Annotated in this window: 18 protein-coding genes; 10 read left to right on the top strand and 8 right to left on the bottom strand. The window is 52.2% G+C overall.

Going from position 1 to position 23,373, the window contains the following annotated elements:
- Positions 1-39 precede the first annotated feature (39 nt).
- From JW984_07150 to JW984_07140, 3 genes are all read right to left on the bottom strand, one after another.
- Positions 40-483, bottom strand: coding sequence for an Lrp/AsnC family transcriptional regulator (locus JW984_07150; protein MBN1572955.1), 444 nt, complete (start codon positions 481-483; stop codon positions 40-42).
- Between the two features lie 444 nt (positions 484-927).
- On the bottom strand, positions 928-2,310 hold the full coding sequence (locus tag JW984_07145; GenBank protein ID MBN1572954.1) for an aspartate aminotransferase family protein: 1,383 nt from the start codon (positions 2,308-2,310) through the stop codon (positions 928-930).
- Positions 2,311-2,482: 172 nt separating this feature from the next.
- Entirely contained in the window at positions 2,483-3,619 is a 1,137-nt protein-coding gene (locus tag JW984_07140; protein ID MBN1572953.1) for an acetoin utilization protein AcuC, read from the bottom strand.
- Between the two features lie 540 nt (positions 3,620-4,159).
- Here JW984_07140 and JW984_07135 point away from each other — a divergent pair.
- From JW984_07135 to JW984_07100, 8 genes are all read left to right on the top strand, one after another.
- Entirely contained in the window at positions 4,160-4,792 is a 633-nt protein-coding gene (locus JW984_07135) for a TetR/AcrR family transcriptional regulator (GenBank protein ID MBN1572952.1), read from the top strand.
- Positions 4,793-4,835: 43 nt separating this feature from the next.
- A complete protein-coding gene (locus JW984_07130) occupies positions 4,836-6,812 on the top strand; it encodes an enoyl-CoA hydratase/isomerase family protein (GenBank protein ID MBN1572951.1) in 1,977 nt (658 codons plus the stop codon).
- A gap of 122 nt (positions 6,813-6,934) precedes the next feature.
- Entirely contained in the window at positions 6,935-8,077 is a 1,143-nt protein-coding gene (locus tag JW984_07125; protein MBN1572950.1) for an acyl-CoA dehydrogenase, read from the top strand.
- A gap of 34 nt (positions 8,078-8,111) precedes the next feature.
- Positions 8,112-8,870 (top strand): electron transfer flavoprotein subunit beta/FixA family protein, encoded by a 759-nt coding sequence (locus JW984_07120; GenBank protein ID MBN1572949.1) that lies wholly within the window; start codon positions 8,112-8,114, stop codon positions 8,868-8,870.
- 36 nt (positions 8,871-8,906) lie between these two features.
- Positions 8,907-9,881 carry an electron transfer flavoprotein subunit alpha/FixB family protein gene (locus JW984_07115; GenBank protein ID MBN1572948.1) on the top strand — a complete coding sequence of 325 codons (975 nt, stop codon included), beginning with the start codon at positions 8,907-8,909 and terminating at the stop codon, positions 9,879-9,881.
- 60 nt (positions 9,882-9,941) lie between these two features.
- Positions 9,942-12,176, top strand: a complete 2,235-nt coding sequence (locus JW984_07110) for a (Fe-S)-binding protein (protein ID MBN1572947.1) — start codon at positions 9,942-9,944, stop codon at positions 12,174-12,176.
- A 391-nt stretch (positions 12,177-12,567) separates the two neighbouring features.
- Positions 12,568-13,125, top strand: coding sequence for a hypothetical protein (locus JW984_07105; GenBank protein ID MBN1572946.1), 558 nt, complete (start codon positions 12,568-12,570; stop codon positions 13,123-13,125).
- A gap of 25 nt (positions 13,126-13,150) precedes the next feature.
- Entirely contained in the window at positions 13,151-14,632 is a 1,482-nt protein-coding gene (locus JW984_07100; GenBank protein ID MBN1572945.1) for a sulfatase, read from the top strand.
- A 164-nt stretch (positions 14,633-14,796) separates the two neighbouring features.
- Here JW984_07100 and JW984_07095 read toward each other — a convergent pair whose 3' ends face one another.
- The 3 genes from JW984_07095 to JW984_07085 form a co-directional block, all read right to left on the bottom strand.
- The gene (locus JW984_07095; protein ID MBN1572944.1) at positions 14,797-15,942 is read right to left on the bottom strand and encodes a PQQ-binding-like beta-propeller repeat protein; all 1,146 of its coding nucleotides are present in this window, start codon (positions 15,940-15,942) and stop codon (positions 14,797-14,799) included.
- Positions 15,939-16,679, bottom strand: coding sequence for an SUMF1/EgtB/PvdO family nonheme iron enzyme (locus JW984_07090; protein ID MBN1572943.1), 741 nt, complete (start codon positions 16,677-16,679; stop codon positions 15,939-15,941). Before JW984_07090 ends, JW984_07095 begins: the two co-directional genes overlap by 4 nt.
- A gap of 170 nt (positions 16,680-16,849) precedes the next feature.
- Positions 16,850-17,437: a hypothetical protein gene (locus tag JW984_07085; GenBank protein ID MBN1572942.1), complete on the bottom strand. Its 588-nt coding sequence runs from the start codon at positions 17,435-17,437 to the stop codon at positions 16,850-16,852.
- A 231-nt stretch (positions 17,438-17,668) separates the two neighbouring features.
- Here JW984_07085 and JW984_07080 point away from each other — a divergent pair, with 231 nt between their 5' ends.
- Both JW984_07080 and JW984_07075 read left to right on the top strand, forming a co-directional pair.
- The gene (locus JW984_07080) at positions 17,669-19,888 is read left to right on the top strand and encodes an alpha/beta fold hydrolase (GenBank protein ID MBN1572941.1); all 2,220 of its coding nucleotides are present in this window, start codon (positions 17,669-17,671) and stop codon (positions 19,886-19,888) included.
- A gap of 251 nt (positions 19,889-20,139) precedes the next feature.
- Positions 20,140-21,081 carry a DUF4268 domain-containing protein gene (locus JW984_07075; GenBank protein MBN1572940.1) on the top strand — a complete coding sequence of 314 codons (942 nt, stop codon included), beginning with the start codon at positions 20,140-20,142 and terminating at the stop codon, positions 21,079-21,081.
- A gap of 120 nt (positions 21,082-21,201) precedes the next feature.
- Here the strand turns inward: JW984_07075 and JW984_07070 are convergent, their stop codons facing one another.
- Complete coding sequence (locus JW984_07070) at positions 21,202-22,530, bottom strand: NCS2 family permease (GenBank protein MBN1572939.1); 1,329 nt, start codon at positions 22,528-22,530, stop codon at positions 21,202-21,204.
- 268 nt (positions 22,531-22,798) lie between these two features.
- Complete coding sequence (locus JW984_07065) at positions 22,799-23,368, bottom strand: DUF2889 domain-containing protein (GenBank protein ID MBN1572938.1); 570 nt, start codon at positions 23,366-23,368, stop codon at positions 22,799-22,801.
- Positions 23,369-23,373 lie beyond the last annotated feature (5 nt).

Raw genomic sequence — 23,373 nt, 5'->3', positions numbered from 1 at the left:
CAGGCCATACGAATTTCAGTCAATAGCGTCTTAAAGTAATCACAGGATGTAGGGAACCCTCCAGCCGAAGTTCTTGAAGAGGACGAACGTCTCGGTTGACTGGACGTCCTTTACCTTCGCCATCTCGTGCTTGAAGAAGTCAAGGAGCTTGAAGTCGCTGTTCAATATGACTGTCAGCATAAGGTCGTATCTGCCGGTTACGACCCCGACCGACACCACACCTTTAAGCCTGCTGAACTCCTCTCCCTTCTTTTCCAGGTCCATCGTGTCGACCTTGACGCCCACGATCACTACCTGATGGCCCTCAATGGCATCCGGATCGACAAGACCGACGATATCCAGGACGCTCTCCTTGACCATCTTTTGGACCCGCGCCCGGACGGTGTTTTCGGAAAGCGACATCTCCTCGGCTATCTCCTTGAACGACTTTCGGCCGTCCCTCAGGTGTCTGATGATCTCTATATTTGTCGCGTCCGAGTCCATAGTAACCATCTCTCCTTCTATCCTTTGAGCAGGTTTTTTTGTATTATCACGGGAGTGATATTGTCATAAATTGAGCATATTGTCAAGATATTTCTGATAATTTTATCATTTCGTCAATATTTAGTGCATTTTCTGCTCTAATGCTAAATTTGACGATAATTTGGGTTGGGGTTTTCTCCGCCCTAAATGGCCTGAAGCGAAGAGTTGTTTGAAATGAATGAAAGGATGGTAGAATGAACGGGCTGTTATGACATGCTTTAGATTTAGTATGATCTTATCTTACATAGTGGGGAAGTCTATCCGGCTCTAAAAATTGGGGGTTTTCTTTAAAAAAGCTGTTTAAGGAACGACGGCGAAAAAGGTTAAAAACCTCGTAAAACGCCACCTGACTGATTGAAGTCCACGACCCCTTACCCGCCACCGCTTTTATCTGCCAGCACACCTTCAGCCGCCGGACCGGGCCCCATCCCGCGCCGCCACAAAGGCCGCCACCGAGCGGTCGATGTCCTCCGCAGTCGTGGCCCAGGAACAGACGCTGACTCGAACCACCGGCCTTCCCTCCCAGACCGCCCCGCCGCACCAGCACTCCCCCGAGCTTTGGATGTTCTTCAGCGTGGTTTTCGTCTCCTCGTCGGTGCCGCAGGAGACGATGATCTGGTTGAAGACGACGTCGTTTAGAACATTGAATCCTTCGCCGCTGAGCTTCCCGGCGAACTCGACAGCCAGGTCGCACAGCCGGTCGACGAGCCTTTCAACCCCGCTTTTCCCGAGGGACTTCAGCGTCGCCCAGAGCTCCACCCCCCTTGCGCATCTCGACATATCGGGCGTATAGAGCATCCCGTCACGCCTCTCGTCGTCCCGGCTGTACTGGATATACGAGCCCTTGGACTGCATTGCGGTGACCAGCGCCTCCCGGTCTTTACACAGAATAATTCCGCAGTCGAACGGCGCGTTGAGGGTCTTGTGGGCGTCGACCGACCAGGAGTCCGCCCTCTCGATCCCCTTAGTGAGCGATCTTTTCCCCTCGGACGCCGCCGCCCACAGGCCGAAGGCCCCGTCCACGTGAATCCACGAGTTCGCTTTACGGGCGTGGTCGCATATCTCATCAATCGGATCAAAGGCCCCGGAGTTCACGTTCCCCGCCTGGACGATCACAATGGTTTTATCATCCAGCTCCGGCAGCTTGCCTGCTATCATACGCCCCTGGCCGTCGACGGGAATCCGCTCGAGACTCTCCTCGCCGAAGCCCAGCAACGTCAACGCCTTGAACACCGACGAGTGGGCCTGATCGCCCAGGACGACCCTGATTCTCGGGGCGCCGAAAAGCCCCTTAAGGTTTATATCCCAGCCGAGACGGTTTAATATCTCGTTTCTCGCCGCGGCCAGACCGCAGATTGTGCCCACGGAAGTCCCGCTGACAAAGCCCGCTGCGGTCCCCGTTGGAAGGCCGAAAAGATCTACCAGCCACCTCTCGCAAACGGCCTCCAGCCTGGAGACAACAGGCGACATCACGTACAAAGCCGAGTTTTGATCCCAGGCGGCCGACAACCATTTGGCTGCCACGGCCGCCCGGTTGGCGCCCCCGATCACAAAGCCGAAATATCTCCCCCCGGTCTGGGCGACCGTCGCCGGCGAACCGTATTCGTGGAGCATATGCAATATCTCTGATGAGTCGGACGGCTTTTCCGGCAGCTCCTCGTCAAAGACACCTAAACGCTCGATCGCGTCTTCGGTCGGAAATACGGCGCGATCACACACACCGTCCATATATTCAAACGCGTAGGACTTGGCCAGCTCGAACAGCCCCCTCAGCTCCTCGTCGATCATGGCTTTCCACCTTTTTTTGTATGATTATTTCATTCGGATTCGATCACGAGATTCCAGCCCCCTCGAAAGCATCTTCAAGTTCAAAAACATTGCCCCATTTCCGAGAGTCCGATCTCGATCAAATCGACCGGGAAAAGTTGGGTTGGAAGGCTGTGAATATCCGTAAACAGACTCAGCCCTTGACCCCTATCTTCGGGAAAATATTCTCTTTAATATATTTAAGCACCCTGTCCAGCTCCTCCCTGTTCCGCTCTCTCGTAGGGCCTGTAATATATATCGGATTGTCGAGGAGGGTGCCCCCCTCGATCTCAGGGCCCGTCATTACACCCCCTACTATGCCGGCGTACGGATTATCCATCTCGAAGCCGTTTATCGCCGCCCACGCCACGGCCCAGGCCCTGGACGTGCTGTCGACATTGTACCCGCCGCCGCCCATGCCGATCAGCTTTTCCGAAAGCCTCCCCACCTCGAGGGCTATCGCCTCAAAGCTGTTGTTCGTGAGAGAAAGGTTAGTCAAGGGATCGTTGGCCATTGTATCCGTTCCCATCTCGAACAGGACAACGTCCGGAGAAAAGGTATCCACCGCCGGGGTCACGATCTCGTAAAATGCCTTGAGGTAAAGATCGTCGTCGGTATGCGGAGGAAGGGGAATGTTGATGTTGTAGCCTTCTCCCGCACCTTCCCCGAAGCTGTCCTCAAATCCGGTTCCGGGATAGAGCGTCTTTCCCGATTGATGGATCGATATCACGAGGGCACCGTCGTCATCGTAAAACGCCGTCTCCACCCCGTTTCCGTGGTGGGCGTCGACATCGATGTACGCAAACCTGAGACCGTCCCTCCTCAGCATTTTTCCCACAATTGCAATGTCGTTTATGTAGCAGAAACCCTCGGCATAGTCGGGGTAGGCGTGATGAAAACCTCCGGTGGGATTGAAGGCAAAGGCCTTCCCCTCGGCTTCGAGGACAAGTCTTGTCCCCACGAGGGTTCCCCCCGCCGCAAGGTTCGATTTCTCAAACATATCCTTGAAGATAGGATTGTCGTTCGTTCCCAATCCCGCATGGATTGTGTCCTCCGTTACCTCCCCCTTCCCGGCGGCCTCCAATGTCTTAAGATACTTTTCTGAGTGAAAGAGGAGCAGCAATTCTCTCGGTATCGGCTCGGGAGGCACCACCTCGATCCAGGGCTCTTTCAGAAGGTCGTACTTTTCGAGGAGTTTTTTCAGCATCAGCGAACGCTCGGGCCTGAAAGGATGATCGGGATCGTACTCAAAATTCGAGCTCTCCTCGGAGTATATGAAATAGCTGTTCACCAAACTCTCACCAAAATAAGATAGAATGCTTGGGGGCAGGGCGAAAAAACCTTCCCGACAGTATGGCAAATGATAAAAAACGGAATATAACCGATAGCACTTTTCAGATATCAGGCTGCGACGGTGTGGATGATCGCTTTAAAAAAGGAAACGATAAAGATTATAACCGTTTTTTTCGTTAAGTCAACGAAAAATGGTGAAAGCAGGTTTGTTATAGTCGCCGATGAAGGATTTTCAATACTGCCTTTTCAAATAGATCGATTATCGATTATAATCGGATTATTCTTGCTAAAGACATAAAAACAATATTTATCTATCCCTAATTTTTTCTTGACACCCTTTCAATATTTATGGTAGAAATGCTGTTGTGAATGAGTAATCATTCATTCTCCACAGTGGGGGGCAGAAAGAATTACAGGAGAAGTTAGGAGATATTGGGATAGGCTGTTTTTAATACCTTGCCTCCGGCGGATAATTTGCTATAGCGATGATTTCTCACCTTTGAAGCTGGAATCGATTTCAAGGAACGAACCATAGAATATGAAGAATCAGGACAAACACTCAAAAATAATAAAGGCCGCAATAAAGGTGTTTGCAAAGAACGGCTTTTATAACTCCCGCGTCTCGGAGATTGCCAAGGAGGCGCAGGTGGCAGACGGCACCGTCTATCTCTACTTCAAGAACAAAGACGACATTCTCATCTCCCTTTTCGAGGAGGAGATGGACAAGATCATAAAGAACATGAAGGAGAGCATCGAAAAAGAGGCGAATCCGATCGACAAGATCAGGCGGTTTGCCCTGATCCATCTGAGCATGGTTAGGGATAATAGAAACCTCGCCGAGGTAATCCAGGTTGAGTTGAGACAGAGCTCGAAATTCATGCGTGAGTACAAGAACAGGAAGTTCATCGAATACCTGAATATCATTTCCCGGATAATCCGGGAGGGAAAGGAAGAGGGATATTTCGGCGACGATGTAATGCCCGGTCTGGTGAAGCGCTCTTTCTTCGGGGCGTTGGATGAGCTTTCAACGATGTTTCTGTTTGCCCCAAAGAGCAAATACAGTATAGATATCGCGGCGGAGCAGGTGGCCGATTTTTTTCTCTCGGGGATTATTCAAAAGGGCAAAGAGGATTTCATAAAGGGGAAAGAGGCAAAGGAAAGCGCGAGATAGCATAGCTTAAAAAATATCAATCTATATAAGGGAGAAATATATCATGGAAATCAAAAAAGTAGGAGTAATCGGCGGCGGGGCTATGGGCGGCGGTATCGCCTACGTATTAAGCTCCGTGGGAATCGAGACGTTGGTAAAGGACATCGAGCAGAAATTTGTCGACAAGGCGATCGAGGGGTGTAAAAAGATATACGACGGCAGAGTCAAGAAGGGAAAGATGGCCCAAGAGGTTGCCGACGGCGGAATGGCGCTTATCAAAGGCACGCTGACATTTGACGGATTTGAAGATGTGGATCTCATCATCGAGGCGGTTCCTGAGGTCATGGATATCAAGAAGAAGGTCTTTGCCGATCTCGAAGGAGCATGCCCCGAACACACCATCTTTGCCACGAATACCTCGTCTCTTTCCATCGAGGAGATCTCGAAGGCCACCAAGAGGCCCGATAAGGTCGTCGGCCTTCACTTCTTCAACCCGGCAAATGTCATGAAGCTGGTCGAGGTCATTTACTACCCCGGTACCGACAATAAAGTCGTCGAGACGATGATGGACTTTTCGACAAAGATCAAGAAGATACCGATCGAGGTGGGTAACTGCGCCGGATTTGCGGTAAACAGGACCCTCATCCCCTACATGGGAGAGGCGATGGCGGCCCTTCTTGACACTCCGGGCCTCACGACCCAGGAGATAGACAAGGCCGCAGTGGAGTTCGGGATGCCGATGGGGCCGTTCATTCTCACCGACCTCGTGGGTCTTGACGTGGGAACCCACGCCGCAGGAACCCTGGAGGAGGCCTACGGCGAGCGCTGCAGGGTAATGCCCCTGATGAAGAGGATGGTGGACGCGGGTCTCCTGGGCCAGAAGTCCCAGAAGGGATTCTACGACTACACCAAGGAGGGCGCCCCCAACAGCGACGAGTTCCTGAAGATCCTCGAGGAGGAGCGCAAAAACGTGACCCCCACAAAGGCCAAGTTCGACATCTCAAGGCTTATCCTCATTCAGATCAGGGAGGCCTTGATGCTGGTCGACGAGGGCTTCGCATCCCCCTACGACGTCGATACGGGAATGGTCTACGGAACGGGCTTCCCCTACAAGACCGCATGGGGCCCTCTCCACTACGCCGAACTGATAATGGGCTGGGATGAGGTGAAGAAGAAGTTCGACGAGTACGCAAAGTCGGTGGACAAGGTCAGATTCGCCGCACCGAAGATTCTTGACGACCTCGCCTCGGGGAAGAGGAGACTCCTCAAGAGATGCCACTACAAGGTGGACGACAACGGCGTTGCCTTGATGTACGTGGACAATCCCCCGATGAACGCTCTGGCGAAGCAGACGGTAGAAGACATCGAGGAGGCCTTCAATGCCGCCTTCAAGGACGACAAGGTGAGGGCGATAATCCTCACAGGCGCGGGGACGGTCTTCGTGGCCGGCGCGGACATCAAGGAGATCCAGTTTATAGACGATCCGAAGCTCGGCGAGGAGATGACCCGCATGGGACAGAAGGTCCTGGACAAGATCGAGCAGGCCTCGAAGCCGGTCATCGCCGCTATCAACGGCTACTGCCTCGGCGGCGGCCTTGAGATAGCGTCCGCCTGTCACATCAGGTACGCATCATCCAAGGCGCAGATCGGCGTTCCGGAGATAAACCTCGGCATCATCCCCGGCTTCGGCGGGACCCAGAGGGTGCCCAGGATCGTCGGGCTTGCAAGGGGAATAGAGCTGGTGACCACCGGAAGGTTCCTCTCGGCCCAAGAGGCATACGAGTATGGCCTGGTTACCAAGGTCTCCGCCCCGGCGGACCTCATCAAGGACGCCAAGGCGCTGGCAACCCAGATGGCCGGAAAGAGCAGGCTTGCCATTACAGCCGCCATGACGGCCGTCGTCAAGGGTTACATGACTACCTTGGAAGAAGGGCTCAAGATCGAGTCTAAGGAGTTCGGCAAGCTCGTCCCGACGGAGGACAAGAAGGAGGGTATCGCGGCCTTCATCGAGAAGAGGGCGCCTAACTTCAAGGACAAGTAGTAATAGGCTAATAGGCGTTTTAAGGTTTACAGCCGGGCAAACCGGATTGGTGCAAGGTTAAGATAAGATGCCCGGCATTGATTTCAATAAAGAAATGAAGCACCGAAAGGGGGTGACGAAAGTTGTATTTTGAGCTTACAGAAGAACAGAGGATGATCTATGACATGACCAAGAAGTTCTCGGAAGAGGAGCTTAAACCGAGAGCGGAGGAGGTGGACAGGGAGCACAAGTATCCTACGGAAAGCGTCGCAAAGATGGCGGAGCTGGGCCTGATGGGGATGGTATTTCCGGAGCAGTATGGCGGCTCGGGGATGGACTACGTATCCTACGCCATCGCCATAGAGGAGATATCGAGACACTGTGCCTCCACCGGCGTCATTATGAGCGCCCACACGTCTCTCTGTGCCGCCCCGATATACTATTTTGGCACAGAGGAGCAGAAGGTGAAATTCCTGACGCCTCTGGCCCAGGGACAGAAGATAGGATGCTTTGGAATGACCGAGGCGGGCGCCGGGACGGATTCGGCGGGGACGAGGACAACGGCAAAGCTCGACGGCGACAGCTACATTATCAACGGGACAAAGAATTTTATTACCAACGGCAAAGAGGCCGAAATAGCGGTGGTCATGGTAAGGACCGGCGAGGACAAGCACAAGGGTCTCTCCATGATAATCGTGGAGAAGGGAACGCCCGGCTTTTCCGTAGGGAAGCTCGAGAACAAGCTCGGAATCGTTGGCTCGTCCACCGTGGAGCTGGTTTTCGAGGACGTCAAGGTGCCTAAAGAAAACCTCCTCGGAAAGGAGGGAGAGGGATTCAAGATCGGGATGCACACGCTCGACGGGGGCAGGATCGGCATTGCCTCTCAGGCGTTGGGCATCGCCAAGGGCAGCCTGGAAGAAAGCATAGAGTTCGGCAAGACCAGAGAGCAGTTCGGCCAGCCTGTCATCAACTTTCAGGCGCTTCAGTGGATGATAGCCGATATGGCGACGAGGCTTGACGCTGCAAGGCTCCTGACATGGAGGGCGGCAAAGCTAAAGGATAAGGGTGATGTCCGCTACAGCAAGGAGGCGGCAATGGCCAAGCTCTTTGCGTCGGAGACCGCCATGTGGGCCGCAACGAAGGCGATCCAGATTCACGGCGGTTACGGTTATACAAAAGATTATCCGGTGGAGCGCTACTTCAGGGACGCAAAGATAACGGAGATATACGAGGGAACCTCGGAGGTTCAGCGCCTCGTCATATCACAGAGCTTGATTAAAGGATAACAGTAAATATTAAATGTTTTAAGGAGGCTAAAAAGTGAACTCAGCTGTCATTATGAAGCAGGTTCCGGATACGGAGGCCTTGATCAAATTGGCACCCGACGGCTCGGGATACGTCAAGGAGGGGGTAAAGTTTGTTATGAACCCTTACGACGAGTTCGGTGTCGAGGAGGCCTTGAAGATCAAGGAGGCCGCAGGAGCCGGTGAGGTTACCATCATAAGCCTCGGCTCGGAAAGGGCCGTTGAGGCGATAAGGACCGCGCTCGCCATGGGCGCGGACAAGGGCGTTTTGCTCAACGCAGGAGAGGGCTCTGCCTGTGCCCTGGGTTTGGCAAAGGCGTTGGCCGAGGAGTTGAAGGCTGGTGATTACAAGATCATCTTCTGCGGAAAGCAGGCGATAGACGACGATATGGCGCAGGTCGGCCCGATGGTGGCGGAGCTGATGGGTATCCCGTGTGTTACGGTGGTAACCAAGGTCGAGCTCTCGGGCAATAAGGCCGTCTGCACCAGGGAGATCGAGGGCGGAAAGGAGATCGTTGAGGTCGCCCTTCCCGCGGTCATCGCGTGTCAGAAGGGACTTAACGAGCCGCGCTACGCGTCTCTCCCGGGTATTATGAAGGCCAAAAAGAAGCCCCTCGATCAGAAGGACATCTCCTTGGGCGATGCCAAGGCAGTGATCGTAAAGTGGGAGGCACCGCCGGAGCGTCCACCCGGAAGGATCATCGAGGGAGACGACGCGGCAACCAAGGCCGCGGCACTGGTCAAGGCGCTTCGGGAAGAAGCCAAGGTGATTTAATCCCCCAAGGGTAAATAAGATTCAAGGAGATAAAAAATGGCAAAGGAAGTTCTGGTTTTCGCCGAACAGAGAGGGGGGGCTTTAAGGAAGGTCTCCTTCGAGATGGTGACAACAGGTCGTAAGCTCGCCGACAGTATGGGCGGTGAGTGCTGCGCGGTCGTGGTAGGCGACAGTGTCAGCGGTATGGCCGCCGACCTCGGCAAGTACGGTGCCGACAAGGTCTTCGTTGTGGAAGACGCCAAGCTCAAGGATTACGTCCCCGATCTCTACGCCCAGGCAGTGGCGGAGGTCGCAAAGGACGCCAAGGTCTTGATAGGCGGAGCCTCCGCCATGGGGAAGGACCTCCTTCCCAGGGTGGCGGCAAGGCTTGACACCGCTATGGCGTCGGACTGTGTAAAATTGGATATGGACGGCAACTCCCTCATGGCCTTAAGGCCGGTATTCGCCGGCAAGGCTTTCGTTACGATAAAGATAAACGGAACCCCGCAGGTTGCGGCGGGAAGGCCCAAGGTCTTCCCGGCGGAGGAAAACGCCAAGGCGGGAGCCGTCGAGAAGGTCTCGGTCTCCCTCGGAGACGCCAAGGCCGCATTGAAGGAGCTGAAGCAGGAGGCGGGAGACAGGGTTGACCTCACAGAGGCCGATATTATCGTCTCCGGCGGAAGGGGCATGAAGGGTCCGGACGAATACAAAATACTGGAGGAGCTTGCGGACGCACTGGGATCCACCGCCACGGTGGGCGCATCGAGGGCCGCCGTGGACGCCGGATGGAGACCCCACTCGGACCAGGTGGGACAGACCGGAAAGACGGTCTCTCCCTCCCTCTACATAGCATGCGGAATCTCGGGAGCCATCCAGCACCTGGCCGGAATGGGCTCGTCTAAGTACATCGTTGCGGTCAACAAGGACGCGGACGCTCCGATATTCTCCAAGGCGGATTACGGCATCGTGGAAGACCTCTTCAAGTTGGTCCCGGAGCTGACCAAAGAAGTCAAGAAGCTTCTGGCCGAGTAATTGAAGTGTAGAAACGGGGGGCGTCCAAAGCCCCCCTAAACCTTTGTAGAGAGAGATCTTATGGACTACAATATTTCGCGTGAAGTCTTCTTCAACCTGGGAGGACCCCACGGCATCGTGAGGTTCATCGTGTATGGAATAGCCTTGGTCGTTACGGCTCTATTCATATGCCTCCTGTTCAAGAAGATAAAGGTTTGGAGACTCGGGCAGCCCGAGAAGCGGACGGACCAGATCGGAAAGAGAATCTGGGGGATAGTGCAGTACATCTTCCTTCAGTTTAAGCTCTTAAAGGAGAAGGTCCCGGGAATCTCCCACCTCTTGCTCTTCTGGGGATTCGTCGTCCTCTTCATCGGAACCGCCATAGTGGTGATTCAGGAGGACTTCACCATCCTCCTGTTCGACGTCCGTTTCTGGTACGGCAATTTTTACAAGTGGTATTCGGTCTTTCTCGATGTGGCTGGGCTTGCTGCAATCCTGGCGATTCTCGTTTTTATGGTCATACGTTACATCCAGAGGCCGGAGCGCCTCGGCAGAAAGGTAACCGACACCATCTCCCTTATCCTCATCTTGCTGATCCTTGTGACAGGCTTTGTCAACGAGGGGCTCAGAATGTCTCTGACCGAGGTCAGTAACAACAAGGCGGTCATCAGGATGAGCGGCCTGTTGGAAGGACAAGATGAGGCCTTTCGTGCCGAGTTTCCTGAGTGGACCGATAAAGAGCTTATCGTAAAGGCGAACGAGGCCGGTATAACCGTTGACGACGAGGCGGTAACCGAAGAAAACGTCTACATCGTAAGGAACGCCTACTATTACAATCCGGAGCTTGCGAAGTGGTCTCCGGCGGGTCTGGTCTTGGCCAATCTCTTTAACGGCGCCATCTCCGAGAGCGGATTGATAACCGCCCACAAGGTCAACTGGTGGGTGCACCTGCTCCTCGCAATGGGCTTCATCAGCTACCTCTTCCTGGGCAAGCTGCAGCACATAATCACATCGATGATCAACGTCTTCTTCAGGAATCTCGAGCCGAGGGGGGCGCTGACCCCGATCGAGGATATGGAAAACGCCGAGAGCTTCGGCGTCTCTTACCCGGAGCAGTTTACGTGGAAACAGATCCTCGACGGCGACGCCTGCACCGACTGCGGGCGCTGTCAGGACGTCTGTCCCGCCCACCTGTCGGAGAAGCCGCTCTCTCCCAAGAGGATCATCCTTGACACCAACGACAACCTCGCCGAGCGCGCCCCCGCCCTCTTCAAGGGGACGGCGGCGGAAGAGATCGAGTCAAAAGCCTTGATCGGAGAGGCTAACGACATCGACGCGATATGGGCGTGCACAACCTGTCTCGCCTGCGTTGAGGCGTGTCCCGTTCTCATTGAGCATCCCCAGAAGATCATCGACATGAGACGCTACAAGGTCCTGATGGAGGGAGATATGTCAGCCGAGCTGACAACTACCATGAGAAACATGGAGAACAACTCCAATCCCTACGGCTTCGGCTTCCACGAGAGGGGAAACTGGGCGAAGGACCTCCCCGTCAAGACACTGGCGGAAGACCCGGACGTCGAGTACCTCTACTACGTGGGGTGCGCGGGCTCGTTTGACGACCTCTACAAAAAGGTCGCTACCTCATTCGTCAAGATCATGGACAAGGCGGGCGTCAAGATAGGTATCCTCGGTCAGGAGGAGGGATGCTGCGGAGACAGCGCCAGGAGGGCCGGAAACGAGTACCTCTACGCCATGCTCGCCCAGCAGAACATCGAGATAATGAACGGCTACAACGTAAAGAAGATCGTTACGACCTGTCCCCACGGCTACAACTGCCTCAAGAACGAGTACCCGCAGAACGAGGGGGGAAAATTCGAGGTGTTCCACTTTACCGAGGTTATCCTCGACCTGATCAAACAGGGGAGGATCAAGCTCGAAAAGCCGGTGGACGGCGTGAACGGCGTGGCGTATCACGACTCCTGCTTTCTTGGCCGCTACAACAACATCTACGACCAGCCGAGGAAGATATTGAACTCCATCCCCGGCGTTTCGGTCAAGGAGTTCACCAGGAACCAGACGAAGAGCTACTGCTGCGGCGCGGGCGGCGCCAGGATGTGGATGGAAGAGACCATCGGAAAGCGGATAAATCACGTCAGGACCCAGGACGCCATAGACAAGGGCTACTCAACGATAGGCACCGCGTGTCCCTTCTGCCTGACGATGCTCTCGGACGGCATCAAGGAGCTCGAAAAGGGAGACTCCATGAAGGCGTTCGACATCCTGGAGCTCGTTGCAAAATCGATGGGAATTTAACGGTCGACTCCGCCTTTAAAAAAGGGTGCGATGCCGCGATCCAAAACATAAGGGGAACGGCCACATACAGCTTCAGGGTATCTCGAATATCTTGAGGACATTTAAGACAACCTGTTCAAGACAGCGCCCTCGAGATAACCAAGCCGTTCCGATACCAAGGGGTCCTCTTAAAAGGGGGCCCCTTTTTTATTTCTGGGCCCCTTTTTATTTTCCCTTCAAATTTCTATCTTGACTCGATCCCCCACCCCTACTCTCTATATACGCCCAAAATTTTTCGCCTTTCTCCAAATAAAATCCCTAAAAACCTTTAAAAACCGATAATAAATGGTATAATCCCCTTGATTCTTTTACCGTTTACAATATCAAAATATTTATAAGGAGAAAGCTCAAAATGGAGAGAAAAGGTTTTTTTAAGAGCTTTATTGTGCCCCTCGTAATCGTCGTGGGGATAATGCTGATCTCAGCCATCATCTATCACTCGGCAAGCGGCCTGGAGCCGGGGAAGCTCAGGGATTTGCTCATCAGTATCTTCGGCCCCCTCCTCTTCTTCTCGATCTGGTTCTTCGCCCTCGTTGGGCCGCCCCTGGCCTACTTCAGGGGGGCGCTCTTCATTGAGAGACTGATCATCGCCTTTGCCAATCCCATAATCTGGATCGTCAAGATGGAGTCGATGGTGGCGTGCCAGTTCAGCGGGATCGAAATGATTTACTTCCTCTTCCTGCCGTGGTTCTTCGGGATAATCTGCGTCACCCTGTTCCTATTCTCGGTGTCGGAGATTGTCTGCAGAACAATCCACAAGATTAAAGACCCCGAGGACGTAAGAATATTTCATCCCGCCGTCGTCGTCCTTTTGATACTGGGACTCGCCGGGACGTACATGGGCCTGATCAAGGGACAGGAGTGGGTCTACATGGTGGTTCACCACTACGCCGCTCACTTCCTAAACTGAGCGAATTGATTTGGAGGAAATCATAATGAAATACAATAGAAAAAATATAAAAGTTGCCGGCAGTGGAGACGGCACAAGGGCTGTCGGACTTGATCGGTGTCTTGAGACCGGCATCACCCGAAGGGACGCCCTGAAGGTCATGGGATCGACCGTCGCCTTGGCCGGTATTTCCGGGCTGGGACTTGGGGGAGCCGCCTACGGCGCCCCGCGAAGGCCCAACGTGATATTCATCCTGACCGACGACCACCGATGGGACGTCCTGGGGGTCATGGGGCACCCCTTCATCCAGACGCCGAACATGGACAGGCTGGCGAACGAGGGGATCCTCTTCGAGAACGCCTTCGTCACCACCTCCCTCTGCAGCCCGAGCCGGGCGAGCTTCTTGACCGGCCAGTACGCCTCCGTCCACGGCGTCCAGAACAACTTCAGCCGCTGGGACAGCGACAAAAACGTCACTTTCATGAAGCACTTCAAGGATGCGGGCTACGACACCGCCTTCATCGGCAAGTGGCACATGCCGGGCACCGGCGAGGGCCTGCCGGAGCTTCCGGGAGTCGACCTCTTCGTCTCGTTTACAAGGAAGGACGGCCAGGGTGACTACTACAACTGCCCGATCTACGTGAACCACGTGTTGACCCCCAACAGGCACCCCTACATAACGACCGAGCTCACCGAGTACGCCATGGCCTTCGTCAAGGAGAAGCGGGAGAACCCCTTCTGCCTCTACCTCTCCCACAAGGCGGTTCACCACGACTGGAAGCCGCCGGAGCACCTGAAGGGGAAGTACAAGGACGCAGACCTGTCTTTCCTGGCGCCGGAGTCGGACAAGTTCAACACGATGACCAAGAACAACTTTCTCGAGGGGGGGATGGACAACATGCACAAGCGCTACAGGGACTACTGCGAGTGCCTCGAGTCGGTGGACGAGGAGTTAGGGAGGCTCCTTGCGACCTTGGAGGAGACGGGGGAGCTCGACAACACCGTCATCGTCTACGCCGGCGACAACGGCTACATCTTCGGGGAGCACCGCCTCATCGCCAAGCACTACCCCTACGAGGAGTCGATCAGGATCCCCTACATCGTCAGGTACCCCGGCCTCATTAAAGACCCGGGCAGGAAGGCCGACCAGATGGTGCTGAACATCGACCTCGCGCTGACGCTGATGGAGATCGCCGGGATACCGATTCCCGAAAGCGTCCAGGGGGAGAGCTTCGCACCGATCATGAGATCCGCCTCGGCCGAGGGCCGCGAGTCGTGGGTCTACGAGCTCTTCAGGGACTTCCCCTTCGGCGGGAGGGTCCCGCCCAACAAGACGTTAAGAACCAACACCCATAAATATATCGAGTGGGAGCTCTGCAAGGAGCCGGAGATCTACGATATCGCCAACGATCCGAGGGAGCTGAAAAATCTCTACGGGACGCCGGAGGGCGAGGCGCTGATGCCCGACCTCAAGGCGGAGCTGGATTCGTTGAAGGAGCGGTTTCACCTCGTCAGCGGGAATATTTAGGATAGACTGCTTACTGTCTCCGATCTATCAACTTTGACCGCCGGGTGTGATTTTTGGGGGGGCGTGGGTGTAGGATAGGATTAGGTTTGAGCTAACAATAATAAGGGGCGCTTAATTGCGCCCCTTATTCCTTGTTCTATTATCTGGTATCTATATCTACCAAATCACTGCTTCTTTATTTCCAGGGCGTAAAGATAAGGTCCCCAATGATGCTTACCCCGAAAAAAATGAGCAGCACTTCCAAAATAGATGAAATTATCAACAACAACGATGGAAGAAACGATACTACCTCTTGTTTTATATCTCCACTTTTGGATACCACTAGTATAGTCTACAGCATAAAGATAGTGATCATTGCTTCCGAAATAGACCACTTCATTAGCCATTTTGGGTGTAGAGCAAACGTTATCTCCCGTTTTAAAACGCCACTTTAACTCGCCACTGTTGGAATCTAAAGCATACAAGTAATTATCTTTAGACCCTATAAAGACAACACCTCCGACCACTGTGGGAAAAGAAATTATTTCTCCTCCCGTCTCAAAGCGCCACTTTAACTCGCCCGTATCTATATCAATGGCATAAACATTACTATTATTACTTCCCACATAGACCATGCCGTCAACCGCGGGGGAGGAACATTCCATCCAATTTCCCACCTCATATTTCCATTTCATCTCACCACTATTGGCATCAATGGCATATAGACAATCATCCCTGCTTCCAAAATAAACTACACCGTCAACAACTGTAGGTCTGCACAGTATACTGCCTCCTGTCTCAAAGCGCCATTTCAGCTCACCACTTTCTGCATCCACGGCATATAGATAATTGTCTGAACATCCTACAAATACTGTACCATCAGCTACTGTTGGCGGACCAGACGATGATCCAGGATCAGCCAGTTTAAAACTCCACTTCAACCTGCCATTTTTTGCATCTATAGCATGAAGACAAGTATCATCAAAAGGGCCATTATAGTAACTACCTACATATATAACACCATCGACCACCGATGGTGATGTGAATATAAAATAGCTTTCATAATACTTCCACTTCATTTTGCCCCTATCTTTATCTATGGCATAAAGATAGTTTAATTGGTCTCCAACATAAACAATTCCATCATCCACAACGGGAGTGGAATATCCATAAAAACCAGTTTTATAGCGCCACTTCAGTTTGACAGGAACTTTTACATTTATAGTTCTTTCATAAAGATTAAAACATACCATTATTAATACCAATGACACCAATAATGCCAATGAAATTTTGAATGTTATTTTAATTAAAGCTTCTACAAAGTTTCTCATTTCACGCACCTAAACCCCAAATCCGGCAGCGACCTGTCAGGCTTTAAATAGAACCGGTCGCGAACCGTCACCGGCTGTATGCTGTCGAAGGCGCCGCCCCGGACTACCCTCTCCGTTCCCGCCTTTGGCCCCGTGGGGTTGTCCGGTGGAGACTTGGTGTAGTAATCCTCCCCGTACCAGTCGGCCGTCCACTCCATGGCGTTTCCGACCATGTCGTATAATCCGAAGCCGTTTGGGAGATAGCTCATCACCGGGGTCAGCGCCCCGAAGGAGCCGCCCTGGTTGGTCCGGTTTGGGTCGTAGTCGTCCCCCCAAGGGAACTTGGACTTTGCCCCCCCGGACGCCGCATATTCCCACTCCGCCTCCGTGGGGAGCCTCTTTCCCCGGAACTTGGCGTACTCGTCCGCCCCGTGCCACGTCACCGAGACGACTGGGTACTCCTCCATCCCCTCCTTCGCCACGTAGAACGCCTTTCCTCCCCTCTCCTCGACTTCGATCCCTGACAAGTCAAGGTCGATGAGTTTATTCCCGTTTAAGGTCGTCTTTCCGAGATGATTCAGAAACTCGGCGAAGCGGACGTTTGTGACCTCGTGGCTGTCGATGAAAAAATAGTTGACCTTTACCTCGTGGGCCGGGACGCTGTTCTCCATCCCGTCATCCGCCCCCCCCATGACGAACGTCCCCCCGGGGACCTCCACCATCTTATCGAGCTCGACGGCGCAGGGAGTCTGCGGCATTAAAAATATCGGCAATACTAATAAAAAAACGAAAATACACTTGGCAAAAAAAACCGAAAATCTAAAAGGCCTTTTTTCCGCAAACATGTCGGCAATCATCTCCTTTAATAAAAAAAACGGGCCCGATCTTTTTCACCGGGCCCGCAAGAGTACAAAGTCCTGTCAAATTTCTACTTGGAGACCTTCAAGGGTATCAGCTTGAAGCTCTTTACGACCTCTTCATAGATCGGGATCATCGAAGCGAAGTTCTTAAACTCTCCTGAGGCAAGAATCACACCGTAGACGCTCTTGTTGCCGACTGCGTAGATGTGCCAACGGTGGATCTCCGTCGGATCTTCCTTGTCGACCTCTTTGTACCAGAACGCCTTCCCCCCCTCGATCTTCAGGGCCTTAAGGTCGGTGTACTTCGGGTGCGGGGAGTTCATGTCGTCCTGGACGGACTTCCAGTTCGCCTTATAGAGGGTGTCGGGAGACACATCGGGAAACCACATCCAGTTTACGCTGATGCTGTCGGCGGATTCAAGGCCGCCGGCGAGACCCCTGGTGAATCCACCCAGCGTTGCGCTGCCCTTCTGATGCTGCCAGGTTGTGCCCGCATCTATCTTGGTGCCCGCAACGAGTTCAAAGTTCTCGGGGAGCATAAGGGCATAGCCGTAATCGGGAGTCTCGAAATACTTCAATTTTATCTCATCCTGAGCCACGGCAAAAGAGACGCCCAATAAAAGGGCGATTGCTGCAAAAATAGCAATTTTCTTCATCTTGTAAAAACCTCCTTATGTTTTTTGATTAATCATTCTAACTTTCTGATAATACTATAATGTGACCAATATCACAAGTCATTTTTTTATAGTATAGAAAATTGTACACATGAATTCTTGACTTCTTTGCATGCAGAGCATAAAATCTGCTACAATTTTTTTAAAAAATGTAGTAAACTTGAAAAAGGCAAACTTTTTTAATTTTTTAATTTGGACCTCTTGGGGTAAAAAATGGAGGATTTAAGGGAGATAAACAGGGCCAACACCAACAGGATGCGCATTTTTATTGAGGGACTTTTGAGGATTTCCAAGGTAAAGATGGTCGTAAATGGAATCGAAAAGGTTCCCAAGAAATCGACCATATTCCTCTCAAATCACTTCACGAGGATCGAGACGTTAATCCTCCCCTATATTATACATACCCGATTGGGAATATTTCCGAGGTCTCTTACCGCCACACAGATCTTCGAGGCTCTGCCGAGGGATTTCATGGAGAGCGTTGGGGCCGTGCCCGTGAATTTCCCCGACAGGGACGACATGATAGCAAAGAGCCTCCTTTCCGGAGAAAGCTGGATAATATTCCCGGAGGGAAGGATGGTCAAGGACAAGAAGGTGATCAAAGACGGCCATTTTATTATCCACGACGGTGATATGCTTCTGGATCGTCCCCCCCACACCGGCGCCGGAATGGTCGCCATAAAAACCCAAATGGCGGCGCGGCTCATGAGGGATTTTACGGACAAACACTCCCTGACCAGAATATTCGGCTTCGATTATCTCGATGAATTCGAGGTCAACATCGTTCCCCTAAACATTACTTATTACCCGATGAGGGTCATTGAGACCGGCCTTTACAAACAGGTTGACAGGCTCGTTCGCTTCATCGAGAGGGGGGGGCTCTCGCCCCGCTACGAGGAGGAGCTCAAGATTGAAAGCTCAATAATCTCGCCCGGGGTCGAGATGACGGTTAACTTCGGCCATCCCAGAAGCATCACGGAATACACGCCGTGGGTAAAAGAAAGGGACGTTTTCCCCGTTGTAAAGAAGGACTCCTTAAAGAAGAAGAACGTCGCCCTCTCAAAGGTCATAAAAGATATGATGAACGATTACATGTACGACATCTATCATCTCACCACCGTAAATCCCGACCACATCACCGCAAGACTGATGAAGACGATGGTCAAGCGCAACATACTCAAGGACGATACAGAAAACCTCAAAATGAGGACATTCCTGTCGGCGCTCAAGACAAGGGAGCTTACGAACATCTCTCTTAACAACAGGATTAAGCATGAGCCTGAGACCATCGTTGTTGAGGGTGAGAAGGTGGTCGATTCCTTTCTGGAGATGGTGAAGGCGGAAGATCTTATTGAAATAAGCAAGGGGAGCGGAAGCACTAACGGGGATTCAACCCTCACTATCAAGGAAAAGCAGTTCAAGTGGCCCCATAAATTTCACGACATAAGGTTGTTCAACACGGTGGAGGTCATAAACAACGAGATAAGCCCCCTCAAGGAGGTGACCGAGCTCGTCGATGAAACCCTGAGCCTAAAGGGAAAATATTTAAGGGATGAAACCGTAAAGGCCCTCATCCGTGGAGAGGAGGAGCGGTTTTTCACCGATTACTCGATGTTTTACACCGAGGGGCAGTCCAAGGAGAGAAAATTCGGGATGCCAAAAATCAATTTCGGCAGCAACGATATCGGGATTCTTCTTATCCACGGATATATGGCGAGCCCCGAAGAAATGCGGCCTTTAAACGAGTATCTCGTCAAAGAGGGATTTACCGTCTACTCCGCAAGGCTTTCGGGACACGGCACCTCCCCGGAGGACCTCAGGGGGAGAAACTGGGAGGATTGGTTTTATTCGGCAAGAGTCGGATACACAATACTTTCAAAGCTCGTAAAGAAGATCTTCATCTGCGGTTTTTCGATGGGGGGAGCTCTCTCCTGGCACCTGGCGGCCTGCGGCTACCCGAAGATCAAGGGCATCATCTCCATCTCCGCGGCGATGAAGCTGGTAAGCAGGGCGTCTTTTTTGGCTCCCGCCTTTGATCTCTTGGACAACGCCCTGAAATACGTCGGACTCAAAAGGTCGCCGGTTCAGTTTATCAAAAACATACCTGAAAATCCTCACATCAACTACTTCAGGAATCCGGTGCACGGGGTTGACCAGCTCCTGGAGCTCATCAGGGTGGTAAAGGGAGAGCTGAACAAGGTAAAGGTGCCGGCCCTGATCATACAGGGGGGGCACGATCCGACCGTCGATCCGGAAAGCGCCGTGGAGTACTACAATTCTATATCCTCCAAGATCAAGGGCCTCGTATGGGTGGACTCCCCCTATCACGGAATAGTATATCGCGGCGGTGACAATAAGTTCAAGAAGATCGTCGATTTCATAAATGACCCAAAGAAGGGGGTCGAGGAATCCCACACGTGGATACCGGGTTAGTTGAGGGATTTATGGTCCTTGGCAATTGTCTTGTACGACAAATTGTAAGCGACGGTTTCGACCTGTTATCATTTACACTTATCTTGAAAAGCCGGTTGGCATCCTTGCCTGTAGATAATGGGTTACCTACAGACAATGGTTTTAAACCCATTGTCTTGATGTCATCCTACCACTTTCTTTAAAAGGCATCTGCGGTTTTTTAGAAATAAATTTAGAACTGGCTACATAATTAACAATACAGGAGATTATTTATGACAGAAATAGGGGAAATAAAGAAGTTAGGATCGAAAAAAATTAAAGAGATATGGCCTAATGAAAGAGACTTATCAAATTGGATTGCAAAACATATAGAATTGTTGAACGATTTATTGAATACACAAATAGAGATTGAAGGAATAGAAGTCCCCGCACAAAACTTCTTTATTGATTTAATGGGAACCGATAAGATATCTCAAGTACCCGTGATTATTGAAAACCAGTTTGGGAAATCCGATCATGATCACCTCGGCAAGCTAATTACATACTCCTCTGTTAAGGAAGCGGGTATAGCAATATTGATATCAAATGAAATCCAATATGCACACAGAAAAGCTATAAATTGGCAAAACCAGATTACCCCCGATGACATGACCTTTTATGGTGTTGAATTAGAATTGCTGCAAATTGACGATTCTAAACCGGCCCCTTATTTTAGAATCGTTGCGGAGCCTCCTCCCAGAAAAAGCAAACCGCCAATAGATAAGTCTCCAAAGAATATAAGATATCAGGCCTTCTTTGATAAACTACGTAAGAAGTTACTTGAGAAAAATCCCAATTTTACAAGGGCAAAAGCCTTGTATCAAAGTTGGTGGAGTCTTGGGATTGGAAGGGCTGGTTTTATATTAGGTGTCAATTTTACAATAGACGATAGATTCAGAGTAGAAATTTACATTGATACTGGAAATAAGGAATTTAACGAAAAAGCTTTTGAAGCCCTTAAAGAGAATAGAGTATATATCGAAAAAGAGATAGGAAATAAGTTAGAATGGGATCGTTTAACAGAAAAAAGGGCATGTCGTATATATCTTCCCACCAAAGGTTCTATAGACGATAGTGAAGAAGAACTCGATAAACTTATTAATTGGGGTTGCCCACTCTTAATAAAATTCAAAGAAGTCTTTGGCCCTTTGGTGAAAAACGTTCAACTTGATTAAATGAAGAATACCTAAAAAGATTTAACACAAGACGAAAAAAACTGCTAATAAATATTGGAGGGGAACATCATTCTAAATTCCCCTCCCCTTTTTACATACGGCGGCCGAGCCCTTAGGGCATCACGCCTTCAAGAAGATATAGCGCAAAACGAAGAGCACCGCAAAGGTATAGAGGAGCCAGTGGACCTCCTTCCCCTTTCCCGAGACGAGCTTCAAAGCCGCATACGATATAAAGCCCATGGCGATTCCCTCGGTGATCGAGACCGTAATCGGCATGATTATGATCGTCAGAAACGCCGGGATCGACTCGGTCACGTCCTCCCAGTCGATCTTCTTGACGCCGGAGAGCATGAGGCTCCCCACGATTATCAGCGCCGGGGCGATGGCCGGGTACATGACCACGCCTTCTGTGACCGCGTACCCGCCGCCGATCATCTTTACCAGCGGGTAGGTGAAAAGGGCAAGGATAAAGAGGGTTGCGGTGACCACGTTGGAGAGTCCCGTCCTTCCCCCCTCCGCAACACCTGTCGCGCTCTCTATGTAGCTGGTTACGGTCGACGTTCCGAGAAGCGCGCCTATCACCGTCGCCGTGGCGTCGGAGAGGAGGGCGCGCCTCGCCCTGGGCAGGTTGCCCTTCTCGTCGATGAAACCCGCCTTTTCGCTCACCCCGATGAGCGTTCCTACCGTGTCGAAGAGGTCGAGGAAAAAGAAGACGAAGATGACCGAGAGGACGCCGAGGTTTACGGTCCCCATGATATCGAGCTTGAAGAGCGTGGGCGATATGCTGGGAGGGGCCGCAAAGACGCCGTGAAAGGTCGTGAGACTGAACGGCAGCCCGACGACGGCCGTTGCGAGAATCCCGATGATTATCGAGCCCCTGACCTTCAGCGCCATCAAGATCGCTATCAGGGCAAGCCCGAAAAGCGTGAGGGCAACCGGCGGAGAGGTCAGGTCGCCGAGGGCCACCAGCGTTCCGGGGTTGGCGACGACGATCCCGCCCCACTCGAACCCTACGAGGGCTATGAGAAAGCCTATCCCGACCGCGATGGAGTTTTTCAGAGACGACGGTATGGCGTTTATTATGGTCTCCCTCAGCCCGAAGATGGAGAGTATCAGGAAAAGGACGCCCGAGATGAACGTCGCGCCCAGCGCCGCCTGCCACGGTATATGCATGATGGTGGCGACGGTTATGGCGAAGAAGAAGTTGTGGCCCATCGCCGGCGCGAGCGCGATCGGGTAGTTAGCGAAAAGCCCCATAAGGAGCGTCCCCACCGCCGACGAGATACAGGTCGCCACCATGACCGCCCCGGCGTCCATCCCGGCGATGGAGAGGACGACCGGCTGCACGAAGATGATATAGGACATGGTCATAAATGTGGTGAAGCCGGAGAGGATCTCGGTGCGCGGCTTCGTGTTGTTTTCCTTCAGCTTAAAGATATCAAGTGCCATGGCTTTTACCTCAAAAACAAACCAAAAATATAATATTTATTAACATCTGTTCAAAAAGCCCGAATGTAACCGGAGATCACCACCCATGATAAAACATGCCCTCCAATATAAATATCGTGATTATCGAAGAAAGCCACCGCGGGTGAGAAAGATCAAAAAACGGCGACGACAAAAAAGAGCGACGATCCCTTCAATTACCCCTCGATATTGATAATGGTTGCCGCCGCCCCGTCCTGCTGGCCTCCCTTCCCCTGCTTGCCGACCCCCCCTATTTCGCTTTCCCGCCGTAGGCGCCGGCGATCCTGCTGATGAGCCTGTTGAAGTTCTCCGTTTCGGGAGAGCTCTTCGCCTCCTTAATGAGGCTTGAGGCCTCGCTGTAGACGATACAGGAGTCCAGCATCCGGGGCATTATGGAGACAAAGGCCTTCATCCTCTCGGGATCGGACATCTCGTCCAGGATGTCCCCCGCGATCTCCCTCAATTTCATATAGTGCCCCTGAAAGGAGCAGTAGCACGCCTCCATGACGAGGTTTGTCATGTGCGAGCACCCGATCTTTCCCCCTATCGTCTCCTCCATCTTCACCGAAAGCCCCCTCTTTATTTCAAGACCCGCGGCCCTTTGAAGAGCGGGTAGCGCCTCTCGACACTCCTCCCTCGGGATGCGCGGCATCCTGCCCCTGATGTCGCTAATCACCATCGTCGGAAGCTCGATGTCCAACTCGACTTCCATATTGTGGGCCCTGTCTTCCATTACCGCGACGACGGTCAGCCCAAAGTCCGTAATATAAATATTCACATCTTTTTTCCTGTTGTAGACCGACGTCCTTTTAGGTGTCATATCAT

The organism is Candidatus Zymogenus saltonus (genome assembly GCA_016929395.1).
In the GTDB taxonomy this organism is placed as follows: Bacteria; Desulfobacterota; Zymogenia; order Zymogenales; family Zymogenaceae; genus Zymogenus; species Zymogenus saltonus.
The sequence above is the reverse complement of the archived record's forward strand: the minus strand, read 5'-3'. Positions and strand labels throughout refer to the sequence as shown.

What these genes read in the sequence shown, in the direction of transcription:
- JW984_07150 (MBN1572955.1), bottom strand. Translation starts at nt 483, where the DNA reads ATGGACTCGGACGCGACAAATATAGAGATCATCAGACACCTGAGGGAC.
- JW984_07145 (MBN1572954.1), bottom strand. Translation starts at nt 2,310, where the DNA reads ATGATCGACGAGGAGCTGAGGGGGCTGTTCGAGCTGGCCAAGTCCTAC.
- JW984_07135 (MBN1572952.1), top strand. Translation starts at nt 4,160, where the DNA reads ATGAAGAATCAGGACAAACACTCAAAAATAATAAAGGCCGCAATAAAG.
- JW984_07130 (MBN1572951.1), top strand. Translation starts at nt 4,836, where the DNA reads ATGGAAATCAAAAAAGTAGGAGTAATCGGCGGCGGGGCTATGGGCGGC.
- JW984_07115 (MBN1572948.1), top strand. Translation starts at nt 8,907, where the DNA reads ATGGCAAAGGAAGTTCTGGTTTTCGCCGAACAGAGAGGGGGGGCTTTA.
- JW984_07110 (MBN1572947.1), top strand. Translation starts at nt 9,942, where the DNA reads ATGGACTACAATATTTCGCGTGAAGTCTTCTTCAACCTGGGAGGACCC.
- JW984_07105 (MBN1572946.1), top strand. Translation starts at nt 12,568, where the DNA reads ATGGAGAGAAAAGGTTTTTTTAAGAGCTTTATTGTGCCCCTCGTAATC.
- JW984_07100 (MBN1572945.1), top strand. Translation starts at nt 13,151, where the DNA reads ATGAAATACAATAGAAAAAATATAAAAGTTGCCGGCAGTGGAGACGGC.
- JW984_07095 (MBN1572944.1), bottom strand. Translation starts at nt 15,942, where the DNA reads ATGAGAAACTTTGTAGAAGCTTTAATTAAAATAACATTCAAAATTTCA.
- JW984_07090 (MBN1572943.1), bottom strand. Translation starts at nt 16,679, where the DNA reads ATGCCGCAGACTCCCTGCGCCGTCGAGCTCGATAAGATGGTGGAGGTC.
- JW984_07085 (MBN1572942.1), bottom strand. Translation starts at nt 17,437, where the DNA reads ATGAAGAAAATTGCTATTTTTGCAGCAATCGCCCTTTTATTGGGCGTC.
- JW984_07080 (MBN1572941.1), top strand. Translation starts at nt 17,669, where the DNA reads ATGGAGGATTTAAGGGAGATAAACAGGGCCAACACCAACAGGATGCGC.
- JW984_07075 (MBN1572940.1), top strand. Translation starts at nt 20,140, where the DNA reads ATGACAGAAATAGGGGAAATAAAGAAGTTAGGATCGAAAAAAATTAAA.
- JW984_07070 (MBN1572939.1), bottom strand. Translation starts at nt 22,530, where the DNA reads ATGGCACTTGATATCTTTAAGCTGAAGGAAAACAACACGAAGCCGCGC.
- JW984_07065 (MBN1572938.1), bottom strand. Translation starts at nt 23,368, where the DNA reads ATGACACCTAAAAGGACGTCGGTCTACAACAGGAAAAAAGATGTGAAT.